We start from the raw sequence: 14207 nt of genomic DNA, 5'->3' as shown, positions 1-14207 counted from the left end.
GAGTGCATGGTCGTCTCAACTCCCTTCGGGGTCCTTGCCGCCGGATCCGGCGGACTGTCGCGATACGTCAAGGGTAGGTCGACTTGCGACCCACCGCACCGGAATTACTACGGCGTGGTTTCGGTCCGGTTCGCCTGGACGACCTTGTCCGCGTCAGCACGCGCAACGGCGTCCTCAGCGGGCCCGACGGGAGCCGGTTCGGCCTTGGCCTCGACAGGCTTCTCCGCACGAGGAGCCCGGGCCGCGGGCTTTCCCCCGGCCGGCTTCGCGACCGCAGGCTTCGGCGGCTTCGGCTTCTCCGGGACCGGCTGCTCTTTCGCCGGAGCCTCGTTCGACGGATACCCCACCGCGTGTCCCGGCGGATCCACCGGCGACCCAGGTGACATCGCCTCCACGGCCCGCGCGAGCTTCACCTCAGGTCGCAGCTCGCCCGGCGTCAGCGGGTTGTCCTCGTGACTCGGGTCGGGTTCTGCCTTCATCACCGGCTCGGCGGCCTCGCGGCGGGCCTTGTGCGGCCACAACCGGTCGACCACCGCGTTCAGCGCCGCACCGATCAGTACGGCGATCGCGGACATGTACAGCCACATCAGTACGGCGATCGGCGCCGCCAGCGGCCCGTAGATCGACGTACCGCCGACCGTGCTCTGCAGGATCCAGCGCAGCACGAAGCTGCCGAGGATCCAGATCGACAGCGCGAGGAACGAGCCGGGCAGGTCCGAGACCCACGGCGTACGGACCGGAACCGACAAGTGGTACAGCGTGTTCAGGAAGCCCGCCGACAGGATCGTGACGACCGGCCAGTACAGCTGGTTCAGGAAGTCCAGCCGGTGCGGCAGCAGCGCGTCGACCGCGTCCGGACCGGCCAGCACCAGCGGCAGCACGATGACGCCGATGACCAGCGCCGCGCAGTACAGGCTGAACGACAGCGCACGGGTCCGGACGATGCCGCGCTTGCCGCCCATCCCGTACATGATCGTGATGGTGTCGACGAAGACGTTGAGCGCGCGGCTGCCGGACCAGAGCGCGAGCACAAAACCGATCGAGATGACGTCGGGACGGCCGCCGTTCAGCACCTGGTTCAGCGTCGGCACGATGACGGTCTTGACCGAGTCGTCGGTCAGCGCCCGCGCCGCCAGGTCGGCGATCTGGATCTTGATGTCCTCGATCGTCTCGACCTCGAAGTACCGGCTGGCGATGAAACCGATCGAGCCGGCCAGCCCGAAGATCAGCGGCGGCAGCGAGAGGATCGCGAAGAACGCTCCCTCGGCGGCCAGACCGGTGACCCGGTAGCGCAGACAGGTGCCGACGGTCTGGGTGATCAGCTTCCAGGTCGTCGCGGGGATACGTCGCACCCAGGCGAGTGAGACCGACGTCCCACCGCCTCGCGCTGACCCAGAGCGTGCCATACCGCTTACCGTACTGACATGGCGGACCCAAACGCTGTAACGAATCAGGCTCCCCCACTTCAGGGAGTGAACTTCTTCACCCAGGACTCGTCGCTCGGTGACGCTCTGCGCCCGCACGGGGACCTGGCGAAAGATCCGGCGCTGGCGGAGGTCGGAGAACTCGCGGGAACGCAGGAAGCGCTCTCCCACGCGCTCCCGGCCAACCAGAACTCGCCGGTCCTGAAGACGCACGATCGTTACGGGAACCGGATCGACGAGGTCGACTTCCACCCGTCGTGGCACTGGTTGATGGAGAAGGCCATCGGCTTCGGGCTCCAGGCAGCGCCCTGGACGAGCGACCGGCCGTCACCACACTTGACGCGCGCGGCCGGCTTCTACGTCTGGTCCCAGGTCGAGCCCGGCCACGGGTGCCCGATCTCGATGACGTACGCCGCCGTACCGGCTCTTCGCGCTTCCGAGTCCCTCGGCAGCGAGTGGATCCCGAAGCTCGCATCCACCCAGTACGACGTACGCCGGCTGCCCGTCGCCGAGAAGACCGGTGTGCTCGCGGGCATGGGAATGACCGAGAAGCAGGGCGGCTCCGACGTCCGCGCCAACGTGACGACGGCGACGCCGACCGGCAGCGGTGACGAGTACCTGCTGGCCGGGCACAAGTGGTTCTGCTCGGCCCCGCAGGCCGATGTGTTCCTCGTACTGGCGCAGGCGCCGGAAGGCCTGAGCTGCTTCGTCGTCCCCAGAGTTCTTGCTGACGGCAACCGCAACGTGTTCGCGCTGCAGCGGTTGAAGGACAAGCTCGGCAACCGCTCCAATGCATCCAGCGAGGTCGAGTTCAGCGGCACGGTCGGGTACCGGCTCGGCGACGAGGGTGCCGGAGTGCGCACGATCATCGAGATGGTGGCCGCGACCCGGCTCGACTGCGTGCTCGGATCCGCGGCGCTGATGCGGCGCGCGCTGGTCGAGGCGACCTGGCACACGTCGTACCGGAGTGCCTTCGGCGATCTGCTCCGCGACAAGCCCGCGATGCGCAACGTGCTGGCCGACCTGGCGATCGAGAGCGAGGCGGCAACCGCTCTCGCCATGCGGCTCGCGGCCGCGGTGGACGCGTCCGAGGCGGGCGACGAGCAGGCGAAGGCGTTCCGGCGGATCGCGCTGCCGCTGGCCAAGTTCTGGGTCTGCAAGCGGACGCCGATGATGGTCGCCGAGGCGCTGGAGTGCCTGGGCGGCAACGGGTACGTCGAGGAGTCGGGGCTGCCGCTGCTGTTCCGCGAGTCGCCGCTCAACTCGATCTGGGAAGGTTCGGGCACGGTCAACGCGCTCGACGTACTGCGGGCGCTGCGTCGCCCCGAGTCGCTGCAGGCCTGGCTGACGGAGGTCGGCTCGGTTCGAGGCGCCGACCATCGGCTGGACGCGGCCGTCACCGACGTACTGGAAGCGCTCTCCGACGTTTCCGAGGCCGAAGCCGGTGCGCGTCGACTGGCTGCGCGGATGGCCGCTTGCCTGCAGGCGTCCTTGCTGGTCCGCTACTCGACGCCCGAGGTCGCCGACGCTTTCGTGGCCTCGCGACTGGCGGGCGACTGGGGTGGAGTGTTCGGGACTTTGCCTCGTACGACGCCGTTCGGCGCCATCGTGGACCGCATCTTCTGACAGGACAGGGAGTTGTCCGCCCCAGCGCCGTCACACGCTAGGGTTACCGCGTCGCGACTGGCGCGTGAGGTGGAGAACCACCGGGGAGCGAGAAGACGTCGGCACCGTGCGCCTGGGTGCCGCGACCGAGTGCAACCGCAGGAGAGACGACGATGACTCAACCCTTCGACGCGACCGCCGCGTCGGCCGCGTACCGCAACGCTCTCGAGGTCATCGGCGCGGTCGAACCGACCGTCGCCGGCGCCATCCGCTCCGAGCTGGAAGACCAGCGTTCCTCGCTGAAGCTGATCGCGAGCGAGAACTACGCCTCCCCCGCCACCTTGCTCACGATGGGCAACTGGCTGTCCGACAAGTACGCCGAAGGCACCGTCGGCCACCGCTTCTACGCCGGCTGCCAGAACGTCGACATCGTCGAGCAGGCCGCCGCCGACCACGCGAAGGCCCTGTTCGACGCCCCGCACGCCTACGTCCAGCCGCACTCCGGCATCGACGCCAACCTGGTCGCCTTCTGGGCCATCCTGGCCAACCGGATCGAGTCCCCGGCCCTGGCCGAGGCGAGCGCCAAGCACGTCAACGACCTGTCCGACGAGGACTGGGCCAAGCTGCGCAAGGCGCTCGGCGACCAGAAGATGCTCGGCATGTCGCTGGACGCCGGCGGCCACCTGACGCACGGTTTCCGCCCGAACATCTCCGGCAAGATGTTCCACCAGAGCTCGTACGGCACCGACCCGGAGACCGGGCTGCTGGACTACGACAAGGTCGCCGCGACCGCGCGCGAGTTCAAGCCGCTGATCCTGATCGCGGGCTACTCGGCGTACCCGCGCAAGGTCGACTTCGCCAAGATGCGCGAGATCGCCGACGAGGTCGGCGCGACCCTGATGGTCGACATGGCGCACTTCGCCGGGCTGGTCGCGGGCAAGGTCTTCACCGGCGACTTCGACCCGGTCCCGCACGCGCACGTCACCACCACCACGACGCACAAGTCGCTGCGCGGTCCGCGCGGTGGCATGGTGCTGTGCCAGCCCGAGTACGCCGACGCCGTCGACCGCGGCTGCCCGATGGTGCTCGGTGGTCCGCTCAGCCAGGTGATGGCGGCCAAGGCCGTCGCGCTGGCCGAGGCGCGTCAGCCGGAGTTCCAGACGTACGCGCAGAACGTCGCCGACAACGCGGTCACGCTGGCCGAGGGCCTGATGAAGCGTGGCGTGAAGCTCGTCACCGACGGCACCGAGAACCACCTGGTCCTGCTCGACGTCTCGTCGTACGGGATCACCGGGCGGCAGGCCGAGTCGGCGCTGCTCGACGCCGGCATCGTCACCAACCGCAACGCCGTACCGCGTGACCCGAACGGCGCCTGGTACACCTCGGGCGTCCGGATCGGTACGCCGGCGCTGACCACCCGCGGCTTCGGCGGCGACGAGTTCGACAAGGTCGCCGAGCTGATGGTCGACGTCCTGTCGAGCGTCACGCCGACCAGCACGTCGGCCGGGGCGCCGTCGAAGGCGAAGTACGTGCTCGCCGACGGCGTCGCCGACAAGGTCCGCGCGGCCTCCGCGGAGCTGCTCGACAAGCACCCGCTGTACCCGGGGCTCGACCTGAACTGATCGTCGTCGTACGGCGCCCGCTCCCGGGAGGTTGGGGGCGGGCGCTGTGCTGTCTGTGGCGGACCTCTGGCGCCCTAGACTCCCGGCCCATGGTGTCTGCTCGCGTCGTACTGCCGTCCGCCTCGTGAACCGCCGTGACGCCCGCCGGCTCGTCGGATCAGACTGGCTCGAGAGCGACTACCGGATCGCGTGGGAGACGCGGATCATGCGCCGCCGCGTCCCGCTGTACAAGGCCGGTATCGCGGCGCTGCGGGCGCTCAATGCCCTGACCGGTGGACGGAACCGGCCGTCGCTGCAGGTCACGCAGTGGGGACGAGTGGCCGCAGATCATCGCCGAGTACGAGAACCGCAAGGCCGGTGGATCGCCGCGGTACCACTACGTCGGGCACCGGCCGCTCAACGAGACGTCGCACGCGCTGATGGACGAGTCGTGGGCGCGCGGCGAGATCCCGACGGACCAGTACAAGCGGTGGGTCGGCGATGTGAAGCACAACGATCCTGGAGCCTTCTACAGCGAGTTCTTCACCCACGGGAACGCCCGTGGTTACTCGGGCGGCGAGACCAATCCGGACTTTCGGCGGGGACGCGTCGAGTTCGACCTCGGGTGGAAGGCGAAGGCGTCGTTGCAGGGCGAGTCCCGGGTGTTGCGTCGTAGCCGGGTGCTGCGGGCGAAGGAGCTCGTGAAGTTCCTGGTCCTCGAAGGGCGGGAGCTCGTACGCCGCCCGGCCGACTCGTCCGGTCCGGCGGCCGCTGCCAGTGGTGCGCGGCCGGAGGTGTTCACGCCGGAGGTCGTTGCCGCGCTCTCCGACTTCACCAAGCCCACCGAGCGCCGCTCCCCTACGGCCCGCGGCGAGACCACTCCCGACCAGGTGCGCGCATCCGCCAACGAGGTGGCCAACACGGTCGCCCGAGCCCTTCCTCCGCCTGTTGGTGCGTCGGCCGTGAAGCCGCCCGGTCAGGTCGCCGATCGGCCGCACCGGAACCCCGGTGAACGGCCGACCGGCGAACGCACCCGCTAGCCACTGGTGGAGGCAAAGTCTCAGAAGATTGTGATAGTTGCGATAAATAGGATTCGGGTAGTGTTTCGGCATGACGCAGGAAGCTTCAACTGATGCTGCCGCCGTTGAGCCATCGGCCGAGGCGGTCAGTCAGTTCGTCGAGCGGTTCGCCGGCGTACTGGCGAACAGTGGAGTGCCGTCGATGTCCGCGCGGGTGATGGGCCGGATGCTGGTCAGCCCGACCGGCACGATGACCGCGTCCGAGCTCGCGGAGTCGCTGCAGATCAGCCAGCCCGCCGTCTCAGGCGCCGTACGGCAACTGCTTCAGGTCAGCTTCATCTCCCGTGAGCGTCTGCCCGGCTCCCGCAAGGACCACTACCGGATCCGCGACGACGTCTTCGCCGCCATCCTCGAACGCCGCAACAACGCCCTCGGCGAGTGGGAGTCCTCCAGCCGCGGCGGCGCCGACCTGTTCGGCCCGGACCACCCGGTCGGCCAGCGCCTCACCGAAGCCGCCGACTTCTTCGCGTTCATCCGCGACGACATGGACCAGATGATCAAGAACTGGCGCACCGACCACCCGGCGCGCTGAGGTCACCCAGCGACGAGAACGTAGGCGAACAGCAGCCGGCGATCCAGCCAGTCCGCCGTCACCGTGACGGACTTGGCGCCCTCGGACAGCATCACGACCTCACCGTCGGCCCGCCACTCCAGCACCCGCTCCTTGGTGGCCTGGTCCCCACCCTCGGCCCCTGCACTGAAGACGGCGTCCAGCACACCGGTGAACAACCGCCCCGCCGCCTTCGCGGCGAGCTCCTTCGGTTCACCACTGAGCCATTCCGTGCGGCCGACAACCTCCGGCCGTCCAGGCTGATCGATCCGCCAGGTCGGCCGAAGCAGTGGTCGGCCGGACGGGACCCGGGTGATCGTCCCGACCGGCTCGCCCCGGTCGTCGCGCACCTCGAAGGTGTTCTCGACGGACTCGGCCACCGAGCACAGCGGCTGCTTCCCGTCGGGATCCAGGCTCAGGCCACCCGCTGAAGCGACGTACGCGCACGGCGTGAAGACCCGGTCGGCCTTCGGCCCCTGGGCCACCCGGATCGCCTTCGGGCCCCACTCGATCCGGTTGCGTTTCCGGGTGGCCGGCCGTGCGACCGTGCCGAGGGTGAACTCGCGGACCTGCTCCCAGTCGATCTCAGCCACCGCGCCACCTTAGACCTCAGAGGTTCAGGGCGTAGACCGCGATGGCGGCGAAGTCGTCGGCGGGTTCGGAGGACTGCCAGGAGCGGACGTCGTCGACGTAGCGGGAACCCTTGCCGGTCAAGGGTTCGTAGCGGTCGACACCGTTGGCGGGGCACGGCAGCATGCCGTCGAGGTTGTCGCCGAGGCCTTCCTCGAACAGGTCGGCGGAGTTCGGACCGTTGACGACGGCACCGATCAGCGGGCGGTTCTTGATGTTCGCGATCTGGTGGTGCGGGCAGCGCTCGACCTTCTCGCCGACGCCGATCATGAACGGCACGCCCCACGGGTTCGCGCCGAAGTTCCAGTCCAGCTGGCGTTCGCCAAAGGTGTCGTAGCGGCGGTCGCCGGTGACTTCCCTGTAGAGACGTGCGGTCGCGGCCAGGCCGAAGGCGTGCGGTACGGCGTCGAAGTTGTCGTACTGCGCGCCGGCGCCGAACGGCTCCGCGGCCGCTCGCTGGACGCCGATCTCCAGCTGCGCTCGAAGGTCTGCCTTCAGGGCACTGACGCCGACTGCCGTACGCCGGTCTGCCCGTGTGGCGCGGATCAGGTCGGTGTGGGCGAGCGCGCTCACGTCGTACAGGTTGAAGGTGTCGCCGCCGGCCTCGTGCTCGAGGTACTGGCCGGCCCAGTAGTCGCCCTTCTGCAGCCAGGTCCGGGCGCGCGGGTCGTGGAGCTTCTGCGCGGCGAGCGCCAACTCGGCGGCACCCAGTTCGAGATCGTCGCGCCACGCGCTCTCGGGGTAGAACGCGAACGGCAGCGACGTGACCAACTGATCCACGCCCGTCGTCTTCGCCTGCGCGTAGATCTGCGCGGCAGTCTCCAAGTACCGGCGAGCCTTCGTCGGCGACAGCTCGACCTGCGCCGCGAGCGCGAACGCCGCGGCCGTCCGGCCGGCGAGGTTCGGGCTGATCAGCGCGCCCGGCGCAGCGGCACGGAACACCGGGCGGTTCTTCAGGAAGCGCTCACTCGGATCGGAGAGCGTGTCGTCCACCTCGGGCAGTCGCCACACGTCGTGGTCGCCGACGAACGTGCCCTCGGCGTTCCCGGTGCCGACGCCGACCTGGATGTAGAGCGTCTTCGTCCGCTCGTCCCACATCTTGTCCAGCCAGTCGAGCCCGTGCCGCGCTTCCTTCAGCAGCGTCGGATTCAGCCGCCGGCCGTCCCGGGCCGATGCCCACAGCAACGAATCCGAGTACGCCGCGATGTGGGTGAACTTGAGGTAATCCCCCGCGTCGAACCACCCGCCCTCGACGTCGACCGGCCCGCCGAGCTGAAGCAGTTCACCGGTCGACTGATCCGTGTCCGGCCCGGTGAACACCGGCCAGTCGTAGACCGACGCGGCCCGGTCGGTGAGGTGCGACGCCTTCCGCCCGAGCGGCCCGCTCGGCACGTGCGCGCCGTCGCGCTGCTCGGTGAAGAACCCGACCGCCTTGTCCGCCGCGGCTTCCTCCAGCCCGTCCCCGACCTTCACCTCGAACACCGGCGACGTCGAACCCTCGACCTCAACCCGATACTTACCCGGACGACGTACAGCCGAGAAGTCGATCCGATGGACGTGCTTGTACGCCGCGTTCCACTCCCCCGCGTCCGCGCCGACGCGGCCGGTCAGCACCCGTCGACCCGACCGGTCGAGCACCGAGAACTTGGCTCCGGCTGACGCCGTACCGCTCATCAGGTAGGCGACCTTGGCCGCGCCCGCGGCGTACCCGAGCTGGTTCACCCGCACGAGCCCGCCGGCCGGTGGAGCCGCGACCTGCGCGGCGGACGCCGTGGTCATCGCGAGCACGAGGCTCGCGGGGACCACAATTGCCAGGACGGCACGGCGGAAGGGGCGCATGGCAGGGCTCCTCGGCGATCGACCGTTAGGAAACTTTCCTATTGGTCGCCACAAACTAGCGCCCCGCTCCCCCGCCAGCAAGAGATCGTGCCAACTGCCGTCGTACGGTCAGGTCAGTCGAGTGGCCGACCAGACCATCAAGGCGGCGAAGACCGTGCCGAGAAGGGCGCAGGCGAAGGGAATTCCGGCGCCGGAGATCAGGGCGCCGAAGCCGGTCATGGCAAGTGGCATCAGGGCCTCGTCGGAGAGGCTGACGATGCTGCTCGTGCGGCCCAGGTACGCCGGGGCGATGGTCTGCTGGAACGCCGCAGACAACTGTGCCGACGCGAGGCCGGCGGTGAAGCCGATGATGCCCATCGCAACGAAAACGCCTGCCCGGGGTGCGAAGCCGATCGCCGCGCAGCCGGCGGCCTGGAAGATGAGGGCGAGCAGGCCGGCTCGGGCCAGGTTCGCCGGCTTCCAGCGCATGGCCAGTACGGCGCCGGTCGCGGCGAGGATGCCCGAGCACGCCTGGAACAGCCCGAGCGAACCGGCACCCCATCCAGCCGCCGACGTCCGCTGCACCAGGCCGACGGCGAGCACCGGGCCGACGCAGAGGTTGAGCCCGAAGAACGCGATCACCAGGGTCCGCGCCGGAAGGTCTCGGCGCAGGTATCCGAAGCCGGCTTGGAGATCCGCGCGGATCGACGAGCCCGCGGACGACACCTGCGGGAGCCGCGGGCGGACGACCCAGGCCAGCGCGACCGCGATCACCCCGAAGGAGATCGCATCCACGATCATCACAGCGGCGAGTCCTCCGTGCGCGACCAGGAAGCCTCCGAGCGGAGCACCGACGAAGACCGCGAGCCGATTCGCCAACTGGGTGCTTGCGGCAAGCTTCACCAGGTCCTCGGCCCGCACCATCCGCCGCGGCATCGTCCCCGCCGCCGGCGTGTAGAGCGCGTCCACCAGCCCGAACAGCACGGCCACGACGAGCAGGAGCGCCAGCGAAACCCCGGAGACCGCGACCGCGATCGCGGCGGCCGCCAGGACGAGGATCCGCCCGAGATTCGCCAGGATCATCGTCCGTCGCGCATCCAGCCGATCAGCCAGAGCCCCACCCCACAGCAGCACCAGCGCCCGAGGCAACGCCCCGATCCCCATCACCAGCCCAGCCCCCGCCGGCGAGGTCACCTGCGTAGCGCTCCACGCCAACCCGACGTACCAGGCCACGTCCCCAGCCTGTGAAACCCCGGCGGACAAGATCCACCCCTGCACCCGCCGATCCCGCCCCAACGGCGGAAACACAGGAGCTTCGAGCACGGCGCTCACGGCCGGGCCGGTACGGCGTGGGCGAAGACGAAGACCGGGTGGGCGCCCTCGCCCTCGGAGGGCTCGTCGACGTACTCCTGGATCAAGGCGCTGAGCCGGGTCCCCAGCTCCTCCAGCCGCTCCGGCGTCACCGTCACCCAGCTCTCGGTCGCCACCGCCGCGCGGACCCACGGCTCGTCGTACTCCGAGCGCAGCCCGAACCACTGCCGGACCTTCGTCGTGTGGTGTGTGAGGTTCGCCTCCTCGGCGGTCTCCGCGACCAGCTCGCCGGCGGGATCCCCACCGGCGTCCGCGATCGACCACGAGTACGACGCCTTGGCCGATCGCCACCACCGTTCGCGCCGCGTCTTGGCCAGTTCCGGCGCCTCCACGATCACCCCGGCGGCCGCCAGGACCTTCAGGTGGTGACTGATGTTCCCGACCAGCTCCCCCGTCGTCTCCGCCAACCGCGAGGCGGTCGACGGGCCGTTCACGCCGAGCAGGTCGATCAGCCGCCGTCGCAGCGGGTGGTGGATCGCGGCGATCACGGACGGGTCGGCGGTACGACGGTTCGCGGGGCTCATCTCCGGACCGTAGCAATGACAAGAACTCTTGCGCAAGAGTTCTTGCAGATCACGAACTGAGCGCGAAAGAATCACGACCCAGTCGGTGCACTTATCCACATCCTGAGAACGCGTCTCGCGATGCAGGATAGGGAGTTGATTTGTCAGCCGCCTGCGCTGATCGTTGTGACCATGCTCGCTGCCCAGTCAACCCACCTCGTAGGTCGGATTCACGTCGACCTCGGGCGGATGCGCAGCGCCATCTGTTGTCCTTCGACGATCTGACAGCCACCCTGCTCGGGCCCCTCACGGCCCCCTGATCACCTGATCACCGCTGGGTGCGCACCGCGCAGACCGGATCGAACCGATGACGTTTCGAGCCTCCATCGCGAGAGCGCACCTGTCTGGACAGACAAGGACACGCCCCCAGATGACTGGCGTCACCTCTGCCCCCCGTACTGATCCTCCTCGTAAGGCCGCCCGCCCCCGCAAGGGCAAGGGCGAAGGTCAATGGGCGCTCGGCTACCGCGAGCCGCTGAACAAGAACGAGGAGAACAAGAAGAACGACGACGGCCTGAACGTCCGGGCCCGGATCGAGAACGTCTACGCGCACGGCGGGTTCGACTCGATCGACCCGGCCGACCTGCGCGGCCGCTTCCGCTGGTGGGGCCTCTACACCCAGCGCAAGCCCGGGATCGACGGCGGCAAGACCGCGACGCTGGAGCCGGAGGAGCTGGACGACAAGTTCTTCATGCTCCGGGTCCGGATCGAGGGCGGTCAGCTGACCACCGAGCAGCTCGCCGTGATCGCCGAGATCTCCAGCACCTACGCCCGCGACACCGCCGACATCACCGACCGGCAGAACATCCAGCTGCACTGGATCCGGGTCGAGGACGTGCCCGCGATCTGGGAGAAGCTCGAGGCCGTCGGCCTGTACACGACCGAGGCCTGCGGCGACGTGCCGCGAGTGATCATCTCCAGCCCGGTCGCCGGGATCGCCGCGGACGAGATCATCGACCCGACGCCGGCCATCGACGAGATCGTCGAGAAGTACATCGGCAGCACCGAGTTCTCCAACCTGCCGCGCAAGTTCAAGACCGCGATGACCGGCCACCCGTCGCACGACGTGGTGCCGGAGGTCAACGACATCAGCTTCGTCGGCGTCGTCCACCCCGAGCACGGCCCGGGCTTCGACCTGTGGGTCGGTGGCGGACTGTCCACCACCCCGATGCTCGCTCAGCGCGTCGGGGCGTGGATCCCGATCGACGAGGTGCACCTGGCCTGGAAGGGCGTCGTCAGCATTTTCCGCGACTACGGGTACCGCCGGCTGCGCAACCGCGCGCGGCTGAAGTACCTGGTCGCCGACTGGGGCATCGACAAGTTCCGCGAGGTGCTGGAGAGCGACAAGTACCTCGGCCGGAAGCTGATCGACGGTCCCGCGCCCGAGATCCCCGCCGTACAAGGTGATCACGTCGGCGTGCACCGGCAGAAGGACGGCCTGTACTACGTCGGCGTCGCGCCGGTCGTCGGACGGGTCTCCGGCGCCAAGCTCGCCCAGCTGGCCAAGGTCGTCGCCGCGCACGGCTCGGACCGGATCCGGACCACCGCGCAGCAGAAGCTGATCGTGCTGGACGTCCCGGAGGCGCAGGTCGAGTCGCTGGTCGCCCAGCTCGCCGACCTCGGCTTCCAGGCGCGGCCGTCGGCCTGGCGGCGCAACACGATGGCCTGCACCGGCATCGAGTTCTGCAAGCTGGCGATCGTCGAGACCAAGGCCCGCGCGGCCCAGCTGATCGACGACCTCGAGGAGCGGATCCCCGAGCTCGACGTACCGATCACGGTCAACGTGAACGGCTGCCCGAACTCCTGCGCCCGGATCCAGGTCGCCGACATCGGCCTCAAGGGCCAGCTGGTCCTCGATGCCGACGGCAACCAGGTCCCCGGCTACCAGGTCCACCTCGGCGGCGGACTCGGCCTCGACGCCGGCTTCGGCCGCAAGCTGCGCGGCCACAAGGTCACCTCCGACGGACTCACCGACTACATCGAACGCGTCACCCAGAACTACCTGAAAGAGCGGTCCGACGGCGAGCGTTTCGCCCAGTGGGTCGTCCGTGCCGACGAGGAGGCTTTGCAATGAGCGAACGCGCTGCACCTCTCTACTGCCCGTACTGCGGGGACGAGGACCTTCGTCCGTCGGAGGAAGGGCACGGCGCCTGGGAGTGCCGGCCGTGTGCACGGGTGTTCCAGCTCAAGATGATCGGACTGCGGGTGACGGTGAAATGAGTACAGACCTGAAGACGCTCGCCGAGGAGGCGAACGAACGACTAGCCGACGCCTCGGCGCAGGAAGTGCTGGCGTGGGCTCGGGAGACGTTCGGTGACGAGCTCGTGGTGACCGCGTCGATGGCCGACGGGGCGCTCCCCCACCTGGCTGCCGAGGCCGCTCCGGGCGTGGACGTGCTGTTCCTCGACACCGGCTACCACTTCGCCGAGACCATCGGCACCCGGGACGCGGTCGCCGCGACGCTCCCGATCAACCTGATCAACGCGACGCCGAAGCAGACCGTCGCCGAGCAGGACGCGACGTACGGCAAGGACCTGTTCGCGACGCAGCCGGACAAGTGCTGCGCGATGCGCAAGGTCGAGCCGCTGAACCGGGTGCTGTCCGGCTACAAGGCCTGGGTGACCGGCGTACGGCGGGAAGAAGCGCCGACGCGGGCCAACACCCAGCTCGTCGAGTACGACGAGAAGCGCGACATGGTGAAGCTGAACCCGATCGCCCCCTGGACCCAGGACGACCTGGACGGCTACATCAACGACAACGGCGTGCTGGTCAACCTGCTCCAGTACGACGGTTACCCGTCGATCGGCTGCCAGCCGTGCACCAAGCAGGTCGCCCCGGGTGAAGACCCGCGCAGCGGCCGCTGGGCCGGCCAGGGCAAGATCGAATGCGGGCTCCACACGTGACCGCCGTGAGCTTGCCCCCGGCAACCGTGACCGAGCTGGACGCGCTGGAGAGCGAGTCGATCTTCGTCTTCCGTGAGGTGGCGGCGGAGTTCGAGCGGCCGGTGATCCTGTTCTCCGGTGGCAAGGACTCGATCGTGATGCTGCACCTGGCGCGGAAGGCGTTCGCGCCGGCCGGTGTGCCGTTCACGCTGCTGCACGTCGACACCGGGCACAACTTCTCCGAGGTGCTCGACTACCGCGACGCCACGGTCGGCGCGCTCGGGCTGCGGCTCGAGGTCGCCCGGGTGGAGGACTACCTGGCCGACGGCCGGCTGCGTGAACGCGCCGACGGTACGCGCAACCCGCTGCAGACAGTCCCGTTGCTGGACGCGATCAACGCGCACCGGTTCGACGCCGTGTTCGGCGGCGGACGGCGCGACGAGGAACGCGCCCGGGCCAAGGAGCGGATCTTCAGCCTGCGTGACGAGTTCGGTCAGTGGGACCCCCGCAACCAGCGGCCCGAGCTGTGGTCTCTCTACAACGGCAAGCACAAGCCAGGCGAGCACGTCCGGGTGTTCCCGCTGTCGAACTGGACCGAGCTGGACATCTGGAACTACATCGACCGCGAGAACATCGCGCTCCCGAGCATCTACTACGCCCACGAGCGCGACGTGTTCGAGCGCG

General features: G+C 69.0%; 13 protein-coding genes and 1 riboswitch. Of the genes, 8 read left to right on the top strand and 5 right to left on the bottom strand.

Going from position 1 to position 14207, the window contains the following annotated elements:
- Positions 1-107 precede the first annotated feature (107 nt).
- Positions 108-1406 carry a YihY/virulence factor BrkB family protein gene (locus ACYVIO_RS31895; protein WP_460654649.1) on the bottom strand — a complete coding sequence of 433 codons (1299 nt, stop codon included), beginning with the start codon at positions 1404-1406 and terminating at the stop codon, positions 108-110.
- 18 nt (positions 1407-1424) lie between these two features.
- Between ACYVIO_RS31895 and ACYVIO_RS31890 the strand changes: the two genes are divergently transcribed.
- The 4 genes from ACYVIO_RS31890 (at position 1425) to ACYVIO_RS31875 (ending at position 6241) form a co-directional block, all read left to right on the top strand.
- Positions 1425-3050 (top strand): acyl-CoA dehydrogenase family protein, encoded by a 1626-nt coding sequence (locus ACYVIO_RS31890; protein ID WP_460654648.1) that lies wholly within the window; start codon positions 1425-1427, stop codon positions 3048-3050.
- Between the two features lie 43 nt (positions 3051-3093).
- A riboswitch (ZMP/ZTP riboswitch) is annotated at positions 3094-3175 on the top strand.
- Positions 3176-3202: 27 nt separating this feature from the next.
- A complete protein-coding gene (locus tag ACYVIO_RS31885) occupies positions 3203-4651 on the top strand; it encodes a glycine hydroxymethyltransferase (protein ID WP_460654647.1) in 1449 nt (482 codons plus the stop codon).
- Between the two features lie 272 nt (positions 4652-4923).
- On the top strand, positions 4924-5670 hold the full coding sequence (locus ACYVIO_RS31880; protein WP_460654646.1) for a hypothetical protein: 747 nt from the start codon (positions 4924-4926) through the stop codon (positions 5668-5670).
- A gap of 70 nt (positions 5671-5740) precedes the next feature.
- A complete protein-coding gene (locus ACYVIO_RS31875) occupies positions 5741-6241 on the top strand; it encodes a GbsR/MarR family transcriptional regulator (RefSeq protein ID WP_460654645.1) in 501 nt (166 codons plus the stop codon).
- A 2-nt stretch (positions 6242-6243) separates the two neighbouring features.
- On the opposite strand, the gene ACYVIO_RS31870 is transcribed toward ACYVIO_RS31875, so the two are convergent.
- The 4 genes from ACYVIO_RS31870 to ACYVIO_RS31855 form a co-directional block, all read right to left on the bottom strand.
- Positions 6244-6852, bottom strand: coding sequence for a hypothetical protein (locus ACYVIO_RS31870; RefSeq protein ID WP_460654644.1), 609 nt, complete (start codon positions 6850-6852; stop codon positions 6244-6246).
- Positions 6853-6868: 16 nt separating this feature from the next.
- Positions 6869-8728, bottom strand: coding sequence for a glycoside hydrolase family 9 protein (locus ACYVIO_RS31865; protein WP_460654643.1), 1860 nt, complete (start codon positions 8726-8728; stop codon positions 6869-6871).
- A gap of 108 nt (positions 8729-8836) precedes the next feature.
- Complete coding sequence (locus tag ACYVIO_RS31860) at positions 8837-9985, bottom strand: MFS transporter (protein WP_460654642.1); 1149 nt, start codon at positions 9983-9985, stop codon at positions 8837-8839.
- Between the two features lie 50 nt (positions 9986-10035).
- Entirely contained in the window at positions 10036-10602 is a 567-nt protein-coding gene (locus ACYVIO_RS31855; RefSeq protein ID WP_460654641.1) for an ArsR/SmtB family transcription factor, read from the bottom strand.
- A gap of 409 nt (positions 10603-11011) precedes the next feature.
- On the opposite strand from ACYVIO_RS31855, the gene ACYVIO_RS31850 reads away from it, so the two are divergent.
- From ACYVIO_RS31850 to cysD, 4 genes are all read left to right on the top strand, one after another.
- The gene (locus ACYVIO_RS31850) at positions 11012-12715 is read left to right on the top strand and encodes a nitrite/sulfite reductase (protein WP_460654640.1); all 1704 of its coding nucleotides are present in this window, start codon (positions 11012-11014) and stop codon (positions 12713-12715) included.
- On the top strand, positions 12712-12861 hold the full coding sequence (locus ACYVIO_RS31845; RefSeq protein WP_460654639.1) for a hypothetical protein: 150 nt from the start codon (positions 12712-12714) through the stop codon (positions 12859-12861). Before ACYVIO_RS31850 ends, ACYVIO_RS31845 begins: the two co-directional genes overlap by 4 nt.
- Entirely contained in the window at positions 12858-13544 is a 687-nt protein-coding gene (locus ACYVIO_RS31840; RefSeq protein WP_460654638.1) for a phosphoadenylyl-sulfate reductase, read from the top strand. Before ACYVIO_RS31845 ends, ACYVIO_RS31840 begins: the two co-directional genes overlap by 4 nt.
- The coding region (gene cysD, locus ACYVIO_RS31835) for a sulfate adenylyltransferase subunit CysD (RefSeq protein ID WP_460654637.1) at positions 13526-14207 on the top strand (682 nt) is incomplete at its 3' end. The genes ACYVIO_RS31840 and cysD, both read left to right, overlap by 19 nt.

The organism is Kribbella endophytica (assembly GCF_054781295.1).
Note: the sequence above shows the minus strand (reverse complement) of the source record. Positions and strands in the feature narration are given on the sequence as shown.

Coding starts and splice junctions, on each gene's coding strand:
- ACYVIO_RS31895 (WP_460654649.1), bottom strand. CDS start 1,406: ATGGCACGCTCTGGGTCAGCGCGAGGCGGTGGGACGTCGGTCTCACTC.
- ACYVIO_RS31890 (WP_460654648.1), top strand. CDS start 1,425: ATGGCGGACCCAAACGCTGTAACGAATCAGGCTCCCCCACTTCAGGGA.
- ACYVIO_RS31885 (WP_460654647.1), top strand. CDS start 3,203: ATGACTCAACCCTTCGACGCGACCGCCGCGTCGGCCGCGTACCGCAAC.
- ACYVIO_RS31875 (WP_460654645.1), top strand. CDS start 5,741: ATGACGCAGGAAGCTTCAACTGATGCTGCCGCCGTTGAGCCATCGGCC.
- ACYVIO_RS31865 (WP_460654643.1), bottom strand. CDS start 8,728: ATGCGCCCCTTCCGCCGTGCCGTCCTGGCAATTGTGGTCCCCGCGAGC.
- ACYVIO_RS31855 (WP_460654641.1), bottom strand. CDS start 10,602: ATGAGCCCCGCGAACCGTCGTACCGCCGACCCGTCCGTGATCGCCGCG.
- ACYVIO_RS31850 (WP_460654640.1), top strand. CDS start 11,012: ATGACTGGCGTCACCTCTGCCCCCCGTACTGATCCTCCTCGTAAGGCC.
- ACYVIO_RS31845 (WP_460654639.1), top strand. CDS start 12,712: ATGAGCGAACGCGCTGCACCTCTCTACTGCCCGTACTGCGGGGACGAG.
- ACYVIO_RS31840 (WP_460654638.1), top strand. CDS start 12,858: ATGAGTACAGACCTGAAGACGCTCGCCGAGGAGGCGAACGAACGACTA.